General features: G+C 27.5%; 19 protein-coding genes (1 of these 19 running past the window's edge). 8 read left to right on the top strand and 11 right to left on the bottom strand.

Features of this window, described 5'->3' with window-relative positions; translation table 11 throughout:
• Nucleotides 1-60 precede the first annotated feature (60 nt).
• The 3 genes from ABM4_RS02035 to ABM4_RS02025 all read right to left on the bottom strand — a co-directional run bounded on the left by ABM4_RS02035 (nucleotide 61) and on the right by ABM4_RS02025 (nucleotide 2293).
• Nucleotides 61-918, bottom strand: a complete 858-nt coding sequence (locus tag ABM4_RS02035) for a tRNA(His) guanylyltransferase Thg1 family protein (RefSeq protein WP_050553599.1) — start codon at nucleotides 916-918, stop codon at nucleotides 61-63.
• Nucleotides 919-945: 27 nt separating this feature from the next.
• On the bottom strand, nucleotides 946-1710 hold the full coding sequence (locus ABM4_RS02030; protein ID WP_016358016.1) for an aspartate dehydrogenase: 765 nt from the start codon (nucleotides 1708-1710) through the stop codon (nucleotides 946-948).
• Between the two features lie 166 nt (nucleotides 1711-1876).
• Nucleotides 1877-2293 (bottom strand): PRC-barrel domain-containing protein, encoded by a 417-nt coding sequence (locus ABM4_RS02025; protein ID WP_016358015.1) that lies wholly within the window; start codon nucleotides 2291-2293, stop codon nucleotides 1877-1879.
• A 440-nt stretch (nucleotides 2294-2733) separates the two neighbouring features.
• Here ABM4_RS02025 and ABM4_RS02020 point away from each other — a divergent pair, with 440 nt between their 5' ends.
• A complete protein-coding gene (locus ABM4_RS02020) occupies nucleotides 2734-3459 on the top strand; it encodes a tRNA-binding domain-containing protein (RefSeq protein WP_016358014.1) in 726 nt (241 codons plus the stop codon).
• A gap of 184 nt (nucleotides 3460-3643) precedes the next feature.
• Complete coding sequence (locus tag ABM4_RS02015; RefSeq protein WP_016358013.1) at nucleotides 3644-5053, top strand: MFS transporter; 1410 nt, start codon at nucleotides 3644-3646, stop codon at nucleotides 5051-5053.
• Between the two features lie 341 nt (nucleotides 5054-5394).
• On the opposite strand, the gene ABM4_RS02010 is transcribed toward ABM4_RS02015, so the two are convergent.
• The 4 genes from ABM4_RS02010 to ABM4_RS01995 form a co-directional block, all read right to left on the bottom strand.
• Complete coding sequence (locus ABM4_RS02010; RefSeq protein WP_016358012.1) at nucleotides 5395-6807, bottom strand: lactaldehyde dehydrogenase; 1413 nt, start codon at nucleotides 6805-6807, stop codon at nucleotides 5395-5397.
• Nucleotides 6808-6898: 91 nt separating this feature from the next.
• The gene (locus ABM4_RS02005; protein WP_040682493.1) at nucleotides 6899-7105 is read right to left on the bottom strand and encodes a hypothetical protein; all 207 of its coding nucleotides are present in this window, start codon (nucleotides 7103-7105) and stop codon (nucleotides 6899-6901) included.
• Nucleotides 7106-7302: 197 nt separating this feature from the next.
• A complete protein-coding gene (locus ABM4_RS02000; RefSeq protein WP_016358011.1) occupies nucleotides 7303-8232 on the bottom strand; it encodes a type II secretion system F family protein in 930 nt (309 codons plus the stop codon).
• A 273-nt stretch (nucleotides 8233-8505) separates the two neighbouring features.
• Nucleotides 8506-9564 carry a Xaa-Pro peptidase family protein gene (locus tag ABM4_RS01995; RefSeq protein ID WP_016358010.1) on the bottom strand — a complete coding sequence of 353 codons (1059 nt, stop codon included), beginning with the start codon at nucleotides 9562-9564 and terminating at the stop codon, nucleotides 8506-8508.
• Between the two features lie 442 nt (nucleotides 9565-10006).
• Here ABM4_RS01995 and ABM4_RS01990 point away from each other — a divergent pair, with 442 nt between their 5' ends.
• From ABM4_RS01990 to ABM4_RS01975, 4 genes are all read left to right on the top strand, one after another.
• Complete coding sequence (locus ABM4_RS01990; protein WP_016358009.1) at nucleotides 10007-10636, top strand: site-2 protease family protein; 630 nt, start codon at nucleotides 10007-10009, stop codon at nucleotides 10634-10636.
• A gap of 163 nt (nucleotides 10637-10799) precedes the next feature.
• Nucleotides 10800-12020 carry a YcaO-related McrA-glycine thioamidation protein gene (locus ABM4_RS01985; protein ID WP_016358008.1) on the top strand — a complete coding sequence of 407 codons (1221 nt, stop codon included), beginning with the start codon at nucleotides 10800-10802 and terminating at the stop codon, nucleotides 12018-12020.
• A gap of 253 nt (nucleotides 12021-12273) precedes the next feature.
• Nucleotides 12274-12927: a TfuA-related McrA-glycine thioamidation protein gene (locus ABM4_RS01980; RefSeq protein ID WP_016358007.1), complete on the top strand. Its 654-nt coding sequence runs from the start codon at nucleotides 12274-12276 to the stop codon at nucleotides 12925-12927.
• A gap of 155 nt (nucleotides 12928-13082) precedes the next feature.
• Nucleotides 13083-14135 (top strand): PP-loop family protein, encoded by a 1053-nt coding sequence (locus tag ABM4_RS01975; protein WP_016358006.1) that lies wholly within the window; start codon nucleotides 13083-13085, stop codon nucleotides 14133-14135.
• A 527-nt stretch (nucleotides 14136-14662) separates the two neighbouring features.
• Here ABM4_RS01975 and ABM4_RS01970 read toward each other — a convergent pair.
• The 4 genes from ABM4_RS01970 to ABM4_RS01955 all read right to left on the bottom strand — a co-directional run bounded on the left by ABM4_RS01970 (nucleotide 14663) and on the right by ABM4_RS01955 (nucleotide 18268).
• A complete protein-coding gene (locus ABM4_RS01970) occupies nucleotides 14663-15184 on the bottom strand; it encodes a hypothetical protein (protein WP_016358005.1) in 522 nt (173 codons plus the stop codon).
• Nucleotides 15185-15361: 177 nt separating this feature from the next.
• A complete protein-coding gene (locus ABM4_RS01965; RefSeq protein WP_016358004.1) occupies nucleotides 15362-16207 on the bottom strand; it encodes a CBS domain-containing protein in 846 nt (281 codons plus the stop codon).
• A gap of 233 nt (nucleotides 16208-16440) precedes the next feature.
• Complete coding sequence (locus tag ABM4_RS01960) at nucleotides 16441-16872, bottom strand: universal stress protein (RefSeq protein WP_016358003.1); 432 nt, start codon at nucleotides 16870-16872, stop codon at nucleotides 16441-16443.
• Between the two features lie 196 nt (nucleotides 16873-17068).
• Entirely contained in the window at nucleotides 17069-18268 is a 1200-nt protein-coding gene (locus tag ABM4_RS01955) for an amidohydrolase family protein (RefSeq protein WP_016358002.1), read from the bottom strand.
• A 432-nt stretch (nucleotides 18269-18700) separates the two neighbouring features.
• Here ABM4_RS01955 and ABM4_RS01950 point away from each other — a divergent pair, with 432 nt between their 5' ends.
• Entirely contained in the window at nucleotides 18701-19081 is a 381-nt protein-coding gene (locus tag ABM4_RS01950) for a zinc ribbon domain-containing protein (protein WP_016358001.1), read from the top strand.
• A gap of 93 nt (nucleotides 19082-19174) precedes the next feature.
• A protein-coding gene (locus tag ABM4_RS01945; protein WP_016358000.1) for a hypothetical protein crosses the window boundary here: on the top strand, nucleotides 19175-19557 show its 5' portion. It continues 802 nt past the right edge of the window; 383 of the gene's 1185 nt are visible here — the first part of the coding sequence; the start codon lies at nucleotides 19175-19177; its stop codon lies beyond the right edge, outside the window.

The raw sequence follows: 19557 nt of genomic DNA, 5'->3' as shown, positions 1-19557 counted from the left end.
TATGTTCCTATAAAAAATAGAAAAAAGTGAAAATTTAATAAAAAGAGGAATTTTGTAGAGTTAAGGGTTTTCTTCAATAATCTCCTTTTTAACAAAGAATTGTCTATCAAATTTTGGTAGATTAAAGTCCCTATATAGATATCTCCTTCTTTCTACAACCTCACTGTCAGTTAGTTTATCATATTTTTTAATAGTGTGGAAGTTTTTATAAACAGCAAATCCCCTCTTCTTCCAAAGATCTATTTCATTGAAATCTATTCCTTCATCGGATAGGATATCTATTATATCAGATAAACTTAAACCAAACAATTTTGAGGCAGCTACATCAGCAGGATAGTTTCTCTTTAATGACCAAATTCCATAACCATTAATACAATTTCTCCAGGATTCATTTTGTCTCCATTTAAAGTATTCCGGGATTTCTTCATGGGATATAGGTACAATCCTTGAATCAAAAGAAATTGGTTTTCTAAAACCTAAAACTTCATTGGTATCTTCACTATTTTGAATACCTAAACTACGTTTAAATCTCTCATATTCATCATTAAAAGATGGATTTTCATTAAATAGTTTATCATTATCAATATTGAATTCACGGATAAGCTTTGATGTTAGTGAGGAGGATGCGAAACTTGCAAATACGGAATCTAATTTCTCAACACGACCATTAAATGGAAGTTCATTTAACAATATATTTATCTCATCTGAGAAGGAATAGATAAACAAGGGTTGAAATTCATTTGCTATATCCAAACATACATCAGACATTGCCTTTGCAAAATGTACATCATATGGTTTTTCAAATTTTAAATCTGATGATAAAGTATGAAAATTACGACCGTCCAAGCGAATAATTACCGGATTAATCTTTGAAACTTTTAAATTAGAATAAATTTCAAAATCTTTCATATTATTCATTTAAACACCTTAAATAATTTTATAGTATTATGTACCAATTACAAATGGCTCGTCTAATTTCCTAAGTAATTTAATAGCAGATAAAGCTGCCAACATACTGGTTTTAGGATTTAACTTAGACGGGAAATTCATTGTTTCTGTTTTTAATTGTCCAAATTTACCGCATACTTCCACTTCATGGACATTTCTAGTTACTTCAGGATCTACAATAATCTTTACATCAATGTCCCTTCCGGATGCAAGGGATAATGCTGCTGCAACATTAATGTTCATTGGAAATTCCTTTACTGCCTGTGAAGCTTTACCTTCAAACAAAACCTCAACCTCATCCACATTTTTACCTAAAGATTTAGGAGATTTACGGGTGGTCAATCTGATATTGTCAATACCTAAAACAGAAGCTGCTTTAATAGCATCAATACCACTTACAGCTCCTGAAGGAGCATATATCTTAGTGTTATTTTTCTTAGCCGCATCAATTAAAGTGTTTCTAAAATCCTCATCCATAAATGCACCTACACTCATTGAAATCATATCTGTACCACTTTCAATGATTTTTAAAGCATTTTCCCTCACAGAATCTTGTGAAGCTGCTTCAAGTATTAAATCAACCTTACCAAACATATCTTCTAGTTTTAAAAGGGCAATACCTCCTGCAATATCTGCAAGATTTTCAGCCCTCTCACCGTCTCTATCATAGAAATATTTTATTTCAATATTAGTATCATCAGTATTTACGTTTTGAACAATAATATTAGCTATGGCACCACAGCCAAGTATTCCAACAATCATCTAATCACTTCTAAAATTATCAAATCAATAAAGTATATAAAAAATTTAGCTAAATTAAAGATTAAAATAAAAAATATTATTTATTAATACAATTAAGATAAAATAATTAAAATTTAGTATCTATAAAAAAAAGTATAAAAATATTATTTAATGAAAAATAATAAGATTATGCATTAGGAGCTTCTGGTTTTGGTACTTGAGAACCTGGTTGTTCCGGATTTTCAGAAGTCTCAGGATTAACTGGTCTTTGAGAATTTGGTCCACGACCATTTGGAATTTGTTGCCTTACATTAGGAGTATTGATTAACATAATATCTCCAATAGCTGTAACTTTATCAAAACCAATGGTAAGTAAACCTTCTTGATAAGATCTCATCTCATCTTCTTCAGGTACCATTTGAAGCCCGCTTCTTATAATTTGTCTAAATCCAACTTGTCTTTCATGTTGAGGTTCTAAAGCTCTAATAACTAATTTTGAAATAGTACCTAAACGAATATTAAGAACAACATCTTCTACTTTACCAACATATTTTCCATGAACTGTATAAATATCTAAATCACGAAGACTTGAAACTTCAACCATATTTTCACCACATCAATAATAATAAGAATAAATTATAAAATTTAATAATAAATTTAATGATTTTTTATACTAATAATAATAATATGTTTTATTCTTAATATAAATATTTTATCATATATAAATTTATAAATTTCAAAAAATCCCCTATAAACAATGGTTTTAAAGAAAAAATAAATAATTTTATAAAAAAATTTAAGAAAATAATGCTTCTAATCAGTATTTTTAAAAATAGAAAAATTCCATAATTTATAAAATATATTTTAAGAATAAACTTATCCTAACCAAATAAAAAGTAAATAAAAAACGTATCTATACTAAAAAAAACTAAATCCAAAAAACCAAAACAAAAACCATATTAAAGTATATCTATTTAAAAAAATAAAAATATTATAATATAATTAGTTTATTTATTTTTATTAGAAATATTTAGGAGATTGTTTATGTGGGATACATCTAAGGATTATAGAATTTTAATAGCTATAAAGTCACAGGAATTATATTTAAATACTGTTCAAACTGGAAGTTTTAGGGGAAATTGGAATAAAAAAGCAGCTATTGATGAAGCTAAAAATATGACCAGTACCTTCCAATCATTAAAATATTCATATCTTGAAGGAGATAACCTAACAAACACTGAGGATGTTAGCAAGCTTGAGGAAAATGCAGAAAGGATTATAGAATTTTTAGGAGGACCTGAATGGAACCATAAATTCATGAATGCAGCACCTAAAGACGATAAATCTAAAACCGAGGAGAACATTGCAAAAGTTAAATTCTTCCTGGATACAATCCTTGGACTTAGAAACAGATTAGCATATGGACCAATTAATGATCCCATCATTGGTATTGACATTAGAGCAGGAGAAATAATGAGCGTAATGAAACATCCCAATGCAGATAAACTTATGATGTGTAATGTCAATATTGGAACAAGAGCCTTAAAGGTAATAACAAATGATAAAAATGTTAAAGAAGGAAATAGGGTAGGAGTATCAATACTTCCACCACAGTCATTCTTTGGTGAAGTTTCAGAAGCTATGTTTTTAGGATATGACGGAAATATTTTAAAAGACGTTCAAGGTGAGATTGGTAAAAATCCTAAAGGCATTCCAATGGAATCATTAAATACAACTAGAAACTTAATAGACACATTTTTAGAAAAATAGAACAAACATTAAATATTTTCTTAAAAAATATATGTTTTTCAATATTTATATTAAAATCTATTATAAAATTCTTTAAACTTTAAATTTATTTAATTTTAATTAAAAAATTTTCATCATATATTTATATCCATAAATACAAACTATAACCTATAGAAAAATAAACTTAAGGAGTATCTAAAAATAAATGGCAAATAATGAAGAATCACCAAATAAATGGAAAATACTTTTATCATTATCATTAGGATGCTTAATGGCCAGTATTAACACAAGTATTGCTAATGTATCCCTTCCAGATATTGGAATATACTTTAATGCCAGTGTAGGTCTTACTGGTTTAGTTGTAACCGGATACTTTATATCATTTATTGGTCTTGCGCTATTTGCATCAAAACTTGGAGACGGATACGGACACGATAGGATATTCAAGATAGGTGTTGTTGGAATGATTATAACATCCATTATGTGTTCAATATCCCCAAGTATAGACATATTAATTTTAAGTAGATTTTTACAAGGAATTGCTGGTGCATTACTTCTTGCAAGTCCAATGGTTATTTTAGAAAAGGCTTTTGCAGAAAAGGATCTTGGAAAGGCTTATGGAATATACTCTGTTTCTGCGGCAGTAGGTCTTGCAATTGGACCTACCATTGGTGGTCTGTTACAGCAACTCTATGACTGGAGAGCAATCTTTCTAATCAATGTCCCTTTAGGAATTATAACATTCATACTAGCAATATATAGTCTTGATAAAATTGAAAGAATGAGAATTATTTGGGACATAAAAGGATTAACCACTGCCTTCTTTTCAATATTATTTGTAATTGGAACTTTAAACTTTATTGAGGATAGATATTTCTTATATGCGATTATTGGTGTAGTATTAACTGCAATTTCTGTTTTAGGATTTATTAAATCAGAACAAACTGCTGTAGATCCGTTAATTAATCTTCATTTATTTAGAAATAAAACATTTACAGCAAATACAATTAATCTTCACCTTGCATATATAGCAGAGTATTTGCTTATTTATTCCATTCCATACTTTTTAGAAAAGGTAGTACATGACGGACCTGGAATGGTAGGTGTAGTACTTAGTGCAGCACCACTTATTATGATATTTATAGCACCTATAAGTGGAATGATTACAGATAAAAAAGGAGTTGTGCTTCCAACTGTAATTGGAAATATTATCTGTATAATTTCATTGGTACTAATCACATTTACAACTAACTTAAGCCATGGACTTGAGATATTTATAGTATTTGCAGTATATGGTCTTGGATGTGGTTTACTACAATCACCAATTAATAAAGCGATAATGGTTTCAGTTCCAGAGAAATATGCAGGAACTGCTTCTGGAGTTATTCCTACTTCAAGAAGTTTAGGTATTAGTTTCGCTGTATGTTACGGTGGTTTAATATTATCCTATGCAGTATCCTCAAAAACACTTGAACAGGAAACATTATTTGGTGTTGCTGCTCAAGAATTAACTGCAGGATTACATTATGTTGCAATACTTGGAATAATATTAGGTATTCTTGTAATTATACTTTCAATAGCAGGAAGACCTGAAAAGAAGTCATATGAATCTTAAATTTAATTTTTTTATTTTTTATTTTAAAAACCAACACACTATTTTTTATATTTCAAAATATTATATTTAGGACAATGAAATTATATTAAAATAGAACCATTTTCAATAATAAGCTAAAATCAATTAAAAACATATTATTTTACTAATAGTTCCAATATTATAACATTAAAAAACCTATTTTTACAAATAAATTAAAACAAATAAAAAAAAACCTATTATTTTACTAATAGTTATATTTAGAATATAAAATTAGAAAGCTATTTTAAGATTAATTAAAAAACGATTTCAAAATCTAAAAGAAAATAAAACTAGTTTTAACAAAAAATTAAAAAAAATAGAAATTAGCGTAAATTTAAACCAATGAGTTTAGTTTTACACATTTCCTCTACTGCATATTTTACTCCTTCCTTACCAGTACCGCTATATTTAAATCCACCGAATGGCATGTTATCTGTTCTAAATGTTGATTGTTTATTTACAAATACAGAGCCTGCCTCAATCTCCTCAGTACATTTAAGTGCACTATGAATATTTTCTGTAAATACACCTGCTTGTAGACCATAACGGGTATCATTTGCAATTGAAATAGCTTCATCAACACCATCAGCCTCAATAATAGGAGCAATTGGACCGAATATTTCATTTTTAACAAGATCCATTTCAGGATTTACATTGCTTAAAACGGTAGGCCAATAGAAATTATCCTTAATTTTTCCACCACATACAATCTCTGCACCATTTTCAACTGCATTGTTTACAGATTCCTCAACCATTTTAACTGCAGTATTATTTATAAGTGGTCCAATATCAGTATCTTTATCCATAGGATCGCCTACTTTAAGTTTTTGGGTCTCGGCTACAAGTTTATCTGTAAATTCACCAATAACATGTTTATCTACAATAACCCTTTTAACCCCCATACATACTTGACCTGAGAAAAGGTATGCTCCATTTACAACACCTCTTACTGCCTTATCAATATCCGCATCATCAAGAACAATTACGGGATCATTTCCTCCAAGTTCCAATGTAAGCTTCTTCATACCTGATGAATTGGCTATGGATAATCCTGTCGGAACACTACCTGTAAATGATACTTTATCAACATCATCATTACTTACTAAAGCATCACCAATCTCCTCTCCCAAACCTGTAATAGTATTTATAACACCATCTGGAAAATGTCTTGCAATAATGTCGGCAAGCATAAGTCCTGATAGTGGAGCCTCTCTTGAAGGTTTTAAGATTACAGTATTTTTAGCTGCAATTGCAGGTGCTACTTTATGAATTGCAAGGTTAACCGGATAATTGAAAGGAGTGATAGCTGCAACCACACCTAAAGGTATCTTTCTTGTAAATCCATAGAAACCTTTACCACCAAGACCTGCATCCAAAGGAACGGTTTCACCATATATTCTTTTAGCCTCTTCAGCTGCAAACTTTAAGGTTTCAACTGACCTATCCATTTCAAAATTGGAACCGGAAATTGGTTTACCTGTTTCCTGTGTAATGATTTTTGCAATCTTATCCTTCTCAGCTTTTAAATCATCATATGCATCATATAATAAATTAGATACTTTTCTTGATGAAAATTCATTAATTTTAGATTTTGCATTATTAGCAGCTTCAACTGCATCTAACACATCATTTTTATCGGCAATCGATATACTATCAACTACAGAATTATCATATGGATTTATTACATCCATTGTTTCTTCCTTAGTGACATATTTACCGTTGATTAAGATTTCCATAAATAAGACTTCCCAATAATTTTAATTCAATTTTTATTATTTTTCATTATTAAAATCATAATATTAAATATTTTCTTAAACTTCAAAAATATTAGAAATTCTTAAATCTTCCAGATAATTTATTTATTGATTGGTTAAAATCCGAAATCTCGGAATTATTTAAACTGTGATATGTGTTAAACATATAATTTTTATAAAGATTAATGGTAATCAGTACAATAACTAAAATTCCACCAATTAATAAAATAAGTTCGGAAGATACCTGACTATTTAATTCATCAAAGATTTTATTTAACATAACAATCACATCAGTAAAATTCCAATTCCCCCATATCTTCAACATAAAGAACATATTAACAAAATTCCAATTCCCCAAACATTTTAACGAAATAACATATTAATGAAGTTCTAATTTCTCAAGGATTTTCTAATATAAAATCACATCTTAAAACTGTAAAATCAGGAAAAACAAAATGATTTAGAAGTAACTCTTTACTATACTGTAAAACTTAAGAAACCTACACCAAAGTTACTGATCAAATAGAATACAGAATATCCAACAAAAGTCAGAGGTATAGAATATTGTAAAAACTTTCTAAAATGACCATACTTTATTACACTTATAATTAAACCAACTAGAAACGAATGGATTATTGTGTATAATCCTAAGATATTTCTTACAGTCATGATTAAACTATTAGATTTTCCTAAAGATGCAACAAAATCAGAATAAACATTCACCATACCCATTGCAAAAGGCGCGGCAATAACTGCAGAAATAACCAGAAACATTATAGTCATTGAAACTGAAGACTCCCTTTCAGATTTAAGGACACACATCTCCCGTATATCATATGACAAATCATCTAAAACCTGAGCAATACTTCCCCCACTTTTTCTACTATCCAATATAATTAGAAAACTATGTTTTAAATCCTTAGAATTTAATCTTTTGGTTAATTTAATCCATGTTTTATCAAAGTCATTACCTAATTTAATCTCTATTACAGCCCTTCTAATCTCGTCATATAATGGACCAGAACCATAATCAGACATATACTCCATAGCATTCTCAAAACTTAAACCTACCCTAAGCATAGATGCCAACTGTCTTAAGAAATCAGCAGATGTTTTCTCTATGATATCCCTCCTTTTTTCTATCTTATAATTTATAAATAAAAAAAGAGCCAGAAAGGGAACAAAAACTGTAATTAAAAAGTAGAATGAAAAATTAAAGAAAAATATTAAGATTAAATCTAAAATAAATAGAACTATAGATATTAAAAGAAGAATAGCTAAAAAATCACATATATAAAGATTAATACCTGCTTTAAGCAATAATTCCTGTAAGTTGTTAATAGTTTTTCTATTTAACAGCCCTTCGAGAAAGATAGAAAACCTTGCAACAACACTTGTAAAATCCATATAGATAGGTTATTAAAGTAGATATTTAATTTATTATTATCCATACATAAAATAAATAATTTAATTAAAAAATTATCTAGTTTTAAATAAAGATTATAATTTAAAGAAGTAGAAATACCATAAAGACGATTTAATGGAAAAGATAAAAAAATGTAATTAAAAAAAATAGTGTTTTGAATGATTTCATTAGATTAAATAGAAATAGATAAAAAAGTAGAAAAGATATAGTGTTAATGAAGTCATAAATTAAATAGAAATAGATAAAAAAAGAGTTCATATTATAATTCTTGGAAGATCTCCAATAACATGAGCTTTTTTATCAATAAGAACCGTATCCTCAACTCTTACACCAAAGTTTCCCTCAAGGTAAATACCCGGTTCAACAGTTATAAACATGTTCTTCTCAAGAACGGTTTCAGTTCTTGTTGAAACATTCGGATTCTCATGGATATCCAAACCTAAACTATGACCAGTACTATGAATGTATTTATCACCATAACCATATTCAGTTATAATATCCCTTGCTATTTTATCTACTTCACAGGCTTTCATACCTTCTTTAATAGATTCAATAGTTTTATCATGAGCCTCAAGTACTATGTCAAATATTTCTTGTTGTTTTTCACTGAAAACAATAGTTCTTGTATTATCAGAACAATATCCCTTATATTTTGCACCCCAATCAATTAAAATAGGTGTTTCTAGTTCCTTATGTTCAGGTTCAGCATGAGGTAATGATGAATTTGAACCTGAGGTAACTATTGTATCAAATGATTCTGATTCAGCACCATAATCTCTCATTAAACGACCTAATTCATAGGAAACTTCCCATTCGCTAGCTCCAGAATCATATTTAGATAAAACATCCAAATCAGTAAATGCCTTTTGAGCAATTTTAGTTGCTTCTTGAATTTTAACAATCTCATCATAAGATTTAACCATTCTCTCATCTTCAATTAAATGATCAATGGTTAAATTTAATTTTCCAGAGAACTTATCAGAAAACTTTTCATACAAACTAATTGGAAGTGTTGACTCAATTGCAAAGTTTGTTAAACCTTCCTTAACCAAATCATCATTTAATGCAGATAAAGATTCAAATTTTCTAACTTCTATTTGAGAATTAAGTTTTGCATTTTCCAAATCTAATTCAGTCGCATAAACAACAGGATTATCACTTAAAATAGCAAAAGCAAAGCTTTTAGTATCATAGTTAGACAAATACTTAATATTGTTAGGTTCAGTTAATAATAAACCGTCATAACCTTTTTCTTTAGTTTTCTTAATCAAATTAGATAAATGAATTGAACTTGGACTTTCATATTCTGACATTTTTATCTCCTATTATAAAACCCATAATCAATAATAATTTTAATTTAAATCATTATTAAAGATTTTTGTTAAAACTTATAAGTAAAATCCAAAAAATATTAAAAAATTAAAGAATTAATAGGAATTTAAATGACAAACAAAAATATTATCCAGAATTATTTTAAAAATTACCTATTAAAAACTATTTAAAATAAAAACTACAAGTTATTTAATTTATAAAAATTTAAATATTAATAAATAATTGTTTAAAACTATTATAAATAAAAGATAATTGGATTATTAGTAAAATTTATAATAAAAATTAATTAAAATAAAAATAAATAGTTCAAATTAAAATTTTTATAAAAACAATAACAAATAACCAATTTTAAACGATATACCCCCATATAAAATGGAATTTGATTAGTATAAATATATAAAGTAAAAAAGCTAATATGAAATTATGTTTCATATTACTAAAAAAGAATCAATTGATTTAATCATATCATTTCTGGTTATTTCATTAGGTTTTAGTATACTTTATTCCAATAGGAATCCAGGTACTTTAATCTTTATCTTACCAATGATTATGATTGGTGTAGGTCTAGGTTTTATATTACATGAACTTGCACATAAGTATGCTGCATTACATTATGGTTACTGGGCGGAATTTAAATTATGGATTCCAGGTTTGGTGTTTTCACTTATAACCTCATTTTTCGGATTCATATTTGCGGCTCCTGGAGCAGTATATATCTATGGAGACTATATGAGTAATAAGGAAAATGGAATAATCTCCATTGTAGGACCCCTTACAAACATTATACTTGCATTAATATTTTTAGGAATATTACTTAATGCCGGAGCGATATTTGGTCCATATACAGTTGGAACTTCAATTATCCAATCAATTTGTTTTTTAGGATTTTCAACTAACAGTTTCCTTGCATTGTTCAACTTAATACCTATAAGTATGCTTGATGGTAGAAAGGTGTTTAATTGGAATCCGTTAGTATGGCTTATAATTACAGCATTTGCAGGAATACTTGTATACTATACATATAATGGTGGACTTCTTAATTTATTAATGTAATTTTATTAAAACACAAAAAATGTAAAAGAATTATTCTTACATTTCTTTTTTTTATTTTTCAATTGTGGACATGCCTACTTCACAACTAATTTTAAAACTCAATAAAATATTTTAAATCTTAAAAAAATCATAATAAACATAATATAAAATTGGTGGTAAATTAATGTTTTCAGATGTTAAATTGAAATATTTTAAAACAGGCCATAGAGTTTGTGAACCCTCAGAAACACTTAAAAAAAATGAAGATAAACTTAAAACAGCGGGCATTACTAGAATTACAGATATTACTGGTTTAGATAGGGTGGGAATACCTGTCTTCTCAGCAATCAGACCTACTGCACAATCTGGAGCAGTGAGTGTATATGCAGGAAAGGGTGCAAATAAAGATCAAGCTGAAGCATCTGCAATGATGGAGGGATTTGAGAGATATTCCGCCGAGATGCAAGAGACAGATAAGGAAAAGATCATAGTATCTTCCATTGAAGACATGAAAGGTGAAAAATTCATTGACCCTAAAAGCCTATATCTACCGAACAACATTACCGATGACATTCTATCTGTTACAACCCTTGAATGGTATCCTTGTATTGATATTGTAAGTGAGGAGGAGTATTACATACCTGCAAACGCAGTTTTCCACCCATATATCCCATCAAATAAAAGTGCAACACCACTGTTTAAAGGAAACACCAACGGACTTGCATCTGGAAATGTCATTGAAGAGGCCGTACTTCACGGAATCTTTGAGGTTATTGAAAGGGATGCATGGAGTCTGTTTGAAATAGTCCATAAAAATAAAAGGCAGATTGATACAGATAGTATAGAAAACCCAATCATACAAGAATTACTTGACAAATTTAACAAACAGAACATTAACATTAAATTAATGGATGTTACAAGTGACATTAATGTTCCAACCGTTACAGCATCAAGTGATGATGATTCACTGAAAGATCCTGCCCTTTTATGTTTAGGTGTTGGAACACATCTTGATCCGAATATAGCAATCATACGTGCATTAACGGAGGTTGCACAAAGTAGAGCAACACAGATACATGGTACAAGGGAGGATACTACAAGGGCAAATTTCATGCGTAAAGCAGGTTATGACCGCATGAAAAAAATCAATAGTATCTATTATAAAGAAGAGGAAAACAAGATTTCAATAGAGGATATGAATGATTTAAGTGGTAATTCATCACTTAAAGAGGATATTGAAATCTGTAAAAGTCATCTAATTGAAAGTGGTTTTGATAAAATATTGTTTGACGATTTAACAAGACCTGAAATTAATATTAATGCTTGCCGTGTTGTAATTCCTGGTGCAGAACTTTATACACTAGACCAGGATAGACTAGGTACCAGATATAAAAAATTCCTTTAAAGAATCTAAAAACACCTATTTTTTACCTATTTTTTTAAAACTTAATAAAACATCTATTTTTATAGCCAAACTTTAAAAACATCATAAAAATAATAAATTTTTTAAGTTTAATAAGAAATATTATTTAATCTTAAAGATTAAAAAGAAATAATAAAAATATATAAATTTAATAAAAATAAAGATATATAACAATTGTTTTATTATTTATTTAAATTTATTAGATTTTTAAATAATTTTTATTGGATGTAATAAAATGGAGAATAATAAAAGGATTATAGTTTTTACAGGATTATCCTTAAGTTTTGATGATGCAAGCCAAATACTTGATGCAGATTATAGGCCTCCCGTTAAAAGAGGGGACATATTTAAAATTCTTAAAGAAGAGGAAAAACCCGATATTATTGGCATAATAGATGGGCAATTTCACTCAGCACCTGCAGTAGCACATAAAGAAATTATGGAAGCACTGAATGAAGGGATAACCGTTGTTGGTGGATCTAGTATGGGTGCTTTAAGAGCATCAGAACTTGACAGTCTTGGAATGATAGGTGTAGGTTTTGTTTATAACGAATATAAAAATGGAAATATCAAATCTGATGATGATGTTGCCGTAATATTAGACCCTAAAACATATAGACCATTATCAGAGGCATTGATTAATATTGACTATAAACTTAAGGGGGCTATCTCCTCTGGAATAATCACAGAAGAGGAAGGTGAAAAGATACATGAAATAGCAAAAGAAATCTATTATCCCCATAGAAACTATCCGAATATCTTTAAAAAATCAGATCTCCCTGAAGATAAGATGAATAAACTTATAAGATATATCAATTCCCATGAAGACATTAAAACCCAAGATGCCAAAGAGGTATTGAAATATATTAAGAAAATAGCATACAAATAATGTCTTAAAATATAGAAAATATTGAAATTATTTAGAAATTGAGTAAAATTTATTAAATAATATAAAAACAATTAAAAAAAAATATACAATTATTAAATATTTATATGAAAGCAATAAACCATTTTAAAAATCATGAATAAATATTGTGTGATACAATGGAATATGGAGAAAAAGTTAAGAAATTAGAAGAAAGTTTAAAAGATAAAAAGGTAGCATTATGCTTTTCTGGAGGATCAGACAGTAGTTTACTTGCATATGTCGGGGCGAACCTTTGTAAAGAAATTATCCTTTTCACCTTTGATAATGGTTTATTCCCAAAAGATTTTATTAGAAAAAGTAAAGAACAAGCAGATAAATTCAATCTAAAACAGATTATAGTTAAAGATAAGTTTATAAAAGATGAGGAGTTCTGTAAGAATAATGAAAAAAGATGTTTGATCTGTAGAAATAAAATTTATTCCTCAATTAAGAAGCTTGCAGAGGAAAATAACCTTGACTATGTAATTGACGGAAATAATATTAGTGACTTTTTAGAGGACAGACCAGGAATTATAGCGAAATATGAATATAATATTGAAAGTCCTTTAATAGATGCGGGATTTGAAACAAGGGATGTGCATAGATTCCTTAAAGAGCATAATATAAAATATAATAAATCAACCACATGTCTTGCAACTAGAATTGAAACCAATAAACCAATCACTAGAAATTTAATAAATAGAATAAATACCGCCGAAAAGATTGTTGAAAACATTACAAAAAATGATATTGTAAAAGTTCGAAAACTTAATAGTTATGCTATTATTGAAACGGATAATATTGAGCCATTATTAAATGTTGAAACATTACAATTAATAGAGGATGAATTTAAAGCAATAGGATTTAAAAAGATTGGAATAAATATTACCGAAATTAAAGATAATGACGAGAAACTTTACACCTATAGGGGATGTCAAGCAAAAAATAATAAGGTAATGTTTACAAAGAATCTTCCCTATGAAATAGATATTGAAGAAACAATCAATCATTTATCCAAGGAATTTAGTGATGTTGAATACTTCAATGATCGTGGTCTTATCCTATTCCGCAATGAAGATGTAGACATAAGCATTTCAAAAAACGGTAAAATCATTATAGACAATGTTGATATTGATAAAGGAGAAGATTTTGCAATTAAAATTCTTAAATTGATTAGAAGAACTGTTTAAAAAAATAAATATGTTTTATAACTTCTTTATTTATTTTTTTAATAAGATTATCCATTAAATACCTATAAAAAAAGACATTATAAATTATTTTTTCATATTTAATTATCTCCAAAGATAAAAATCAAATTCTTAAATCTAATTTTTAATAATTGCTTTTAACTATAATAATTGAATTCTTAAATCTAATTTTTAATAATTGCTTTTAACTATAATAATTGAATTCTTAAATCTAATTTTTAGAATCATTTATAAAACCAATTTTTTAAACCTATTTTTAAGCATAGTTTTAATTTATACCAATTGAATTTAGCCAATTTCATATATTCAATTAAAAATGATATAAAAATTAAAATAAACAGAAAAAGAAAGCTTTAATATACAAATTTTATAAGAAATTTCTGTAATCAACTAAGTTAAAAGGAAATATTTAATATATTAATTTTATAAGAAATTTCCCTATCCAATTAAAAACAATAATAATTAGATTAAATTAAATTAGAAAAGAAAAATTAAAAATAGAAAATGTTTTAGTTTAAGTCCTCAGGACTGTAATCCTCACCAACATATTGTCTTTTAGGTTTTTTTAAATCTATTTGACGCTTATCATAAAGCTCTTTATATTTTTTTAAAACAATATCTGGAGTAAGTAAGACCCTACTAATATTATTATCATATGGAACTTTCTCATTTCTTTCGGGATTTAAATTAAAGATAGTAAATTCTCCACCATCAATACGGAATTTTAGATTATCTGCTTCAATATTAGTTACATTAACAGATAATTGTGTAGCATTATCTAAATCATCATCTGCAATTACATTGTAATCCATATTTAAAGTTTTATGAGGTATAAATTCATTTATAGTTCTTTTAACAGAAGATTCAAAAAGATCCAAGAAATTTTTAATAATATTATCATTATTTCTTCTATACATTGCTAAAATAGGACTTAAAAGAATTTCATTTTCAACATAATCATCTTCAATACGAGCTCTAATAATAATTTTCCTTTGACTTGTTCTAATTACCAAAATCGGTTCAGATGACATATCATTACTCCGTTAAATCATTTTTTATAAATTCACTTAATAAAAATAAAAAGTTAGTTAATAATAATATTTGTTTTTATTAAATTTAAACAATACTAATTTGAAAAGAATAAAAAAGTTAAAAAAATTAAAACAAAGAAATAATTTGATAAAAAAAATAAAAGAATAAGAAATGGTCTATTTTGCATCAATAAGTGCTTTCATTAAGTCACTAGCACGAACAAGACCTAAGATTTCACCGTCAACATCAGTAACAGGAATTTGTTCAATGTTTAATTCTTTCATTTTTTTAGCACAATCAGATACTTTTGTTTTTGAATTTGCAGTTGCAACATTTGAGGTTGCAACATCTTTTACAAGTTTATTTGTAAATTTAAGATGGTTTTTCTCAATGTATAATATTGAGGTACTATCCCATGACCATTTATCTCCTTCAGTACCTACTGTAGAACTATGCTCAGTTCTTTCAGAGATAATTTCACTTTCTGCAATAAAGTCTGTCTCGGTCAATATACCAGTTAATTTACAATTACTGTTTAAAGCTAAAATAGATTTTAAACCAAAGAATTTCATTGATTCAAAAGCTACATTTAATGGTGCCTCATCCCAAGTAGTTGGAACATTAGTAATCATGAAATCTTCAACTGGAATTGAAACATCCAATTTTGCAAGTGCTGAGGTTACAAGATCATAGCTTGTTATAATACCTACGAGTTCATCATCATCATTTACAACAGGAACTCTTCTAACATTATTTTCTAACATTCTCTTAGCAACTACACTTACTTCCTCATTTGGTTTTGCAGTTACCAATTTTCTACTCATTAAAAGAGCAATTTGTTCCTCGTCAGGATTATTAATTAAATCAGAACGAGTTAATATTCCAATAACTTTTTTAGTATCTCCTTTAGTTACAGGTACAACAGAAACATCTTCTTTTTTCATTAATTCTAAAGCTTTATGTCTATTACCTGGAACAGAAACGCTTACAACGTTTTTAGACACTATTCTTTTTATTAACATAATTCCACCATTTTTTAGTTAATTTAATAAAATATTTTATAAGTTTTAAAATAAATTATCGAAATTAAAAAAATAGAAGATTAATCATAAAATAATATTAAATCAATCAATAATTAATTTTTAATATCTTCGAATAATTAATTTATAAACTTAATTACAAATTGTAGATATCCAGTAATTTTAATAGATAACTATTTTTTCAATTAAATTATAAATTATTAAAAATTAAAGATTTAATTTACAACAAGTACTGAGCATTTAGCGGATTTAACAACTTTAGATGCTACACTACCCATTAAAAATCTATCAAATCCAGTTTTACCTGAACTACCTATAACAATTAAATCAACATCTTCATCTTCAGCAACATCTAAAATTACTGCAGCAGGAGATCCCTCTTTAACTAAACTAGTTACTTTAATACTACTATCAACTTCATCTCTAATCTCTTCAACTCTTTTAAGATTTTGTTTAGTTTCTTCTTTGAGCATTTGATTTATTTCATAAATAGTATCATCTGATGGAAGACCTATTGAAAAACCGTTTTCAATTACACTTAATGCAATAATTTCAGCACCTGATTTCTCAGCTAGGAAAAGTGCATGTTGTTCTGCATTCTCAGAATATTTTGAACCATCAGTAGGTAATAATATTTTTTTGTACATTTTTAAATCTCCTTGAAATATATAAATTAAATAACGGGTACTATAAATCAAAAAATATATGGAAATCATATTACATTTACCCTTTTATCCCATATATCCATAAAACAACTTAGATTTAAGTTATTATGTGAAATAATTTTTAATTGATAATTAAAAAAAATTTTCTATAATCTATCATTTTTTAAAGAAAATTTAATTAATCATTATAATTTTGATTATTACTATAATCTACAAGTGTATTTTTATTCATTACATATAATATATTTTTTGTTTCAGTCCTATTAATTATACTTAAATAAGGGTTTTTTGATAGTTTCCTTAAAATTGTTAACTGTGGAGAACTACCTTCCTCAATAACAGTTTTACCTACTACATCATATAAACGGGGATTAGTCTTTTTAGATTTATAAATATTTGTTGTTGCCATTTCAAAGAAAAATTTTGGATTGAAATATTTCCTATAATATGCTCTTGCTAGTTTTAGTGAAAATTCCAAATCCCTCATTATATTTGGAGCATTCAACATTATATTATCAGACCCGATAAGTGGATGAATATTCTCACATAGGACATCATCTATTGGAGGTATCCCAACATTCAATGTGGCATTTGCCCTAGGACATAAAACCACAGATGTATTAGATTCTTTTAGATGTTTAATATCATCACCAACAGGATTAGTACAATGAACAACCTGATCTAGAGAAGAATCCACAGCCCTTTGAATCTCACTTAAACCTGTTTTTTCAATCGATTTATTTTGAGCATTTATAGACTCTGCAGTATGTATTGAGGATATCTTATTATGTTTAGCACACTCCGAGGATATTAACTCTGAAACTTCAGCGGATATCTCACCAAAACCACTTAAACCTACACCGTCACCATATTTTAAGAGTTTATGTAACTGTCTTTTTACAAGATTCATATCAGGATCTTCACCATAGAAACTATTATCCCTTCCCAAAATAATCGGATTTATTGGAAGATTGCAAGAAGCCTTTCGAAGTAATTTCACACCTTCGACTCCACCTTCCCTATAATCAATAAAGTGGGTGGTTCCACTTGAAAGCATATCATCCATAGATGATTTCATAGCCTGAACAATATCCCCAGGTTCTGCATTTTCCAAAGCCTTATGCTTAATACCATTTGGAGGTTTAACCATCTGACTTAAACTTAAACCATCACCTTCATCTTTAATAATGGAATCACCAATATGAACATGGGCATTTAGAAAACTAGGAGATACAATACAACCAGAGGCGTCTATTGTCCTACCTTCTTTAACCTCTTTAGAGATTTCTATAATCACTCCATCATCTATTAATATATTTTCATAAACAGGATCAAGATTAGAACCCTTTAAAACCAATCCATTTTCTATTGTTAACATGAATAATAATTTATTTAAAAGTATATAATAATTTTTTTAAAATAAAAAATAATATAGGCACTAAATAAATTTACAATAAATGAAATAAGCAAAAAAATAGAATTAAAGTTTAACAGTTAATGAATTTGTAAAGTTAATAAACTTTATTAAATAAAAAAATCAAAGAAATACTTACAAATAAACTGTTTTTTAAGAAGAAATATTTTAAATAGATAATGGTATGGAGGGGATTCTATTAAAGAAATCGATATTAGATACTTTTATAGGAATATTGTCCGTGTAGGAGACCATTATCGAATAAAACACAAAAATAAAGATTATGGAGAATTTAGTAAATTAAGTGATGCATTATATGAAAGGGATTGTTTAATTTACTGTAACTTTGACTATGATTTACTTGTTGAATGTGATTTAGAAAACAAATATGAAAATATGGATTTGCCTCCCTTTCCAGAAAAAAGACCAAAGGGACAGATAAAACATAATAAAATAGACAAATCCAGGATTGAAGGTAAATTAGAATTCAATCATAAAATAAATAAATTCACAATAGTTAAAGGAGATAAAAAATTCGGTTCTTTCGACACAATGACAGAGGCATATCTTGCAAAAAAGATTTTAATTGAGAATGAATGGAACCCCCAGTCATTAAAAGAATTTGAAAGGATTAAAGAATCCATATTACATAAAGATAGAAAGAACAAAGAACCATTGAAATTAGGAACCTACTGTCCAAAATGTGGTAATAAAGTTAAAGAGAATACTGTCCTATGCCCATTTTGTGGAATTAATATTAAAGAATATAAAAATTGAGTCTTAGTTTATAAATAGTATAAACTATAAAAACTAAGATGTTATAAAATTAAATAGATTGTTAATTTTTAAAAAATATAAAGAGGTTATAAAATGATTTTAGACTGTATTAATGGAATTATAGAAATTCTACAAAATAATGACAATACATCTGCAGTTAATGATGTGATTGATGATTTGTGTAATATTATACAGTCCGAAATCGAAGGAACATTTGATGACTATGACGTGTTAATCATCGATAGTGAAATGGAACCTACAATTGAAATAATTAATAAACAGATCATTAATTCAGATTTATATGTTAAGATCAAAATCAAACCTAATGAAAATGGATTTCTAATCTCCATAGCACATGACTGGATTAAATTTAAAGATACAACTAAATTTGTAGGTCATGACATTATTGAAACATTAAGTAATGCCATAAAAGATATGCCTAAAGGCTATATTAAATTAAATAACTATTATGGAAG

This window comes from Methanobrevibacter sp. AbM4 (assembly GCF_000404165.1).
Lineage (GTDB): Archaea > Methanobacteriota > Methanobacteria > Methanobacteriales > Methanobacteriaceae > Methanarmilla > Methanarmilla boviskoreani.
The sequence above is the reverse complement of the archived record's forward strand: the minus strand, read 5'-3'. Positions and strand labels throughout refer to the sequence as shown.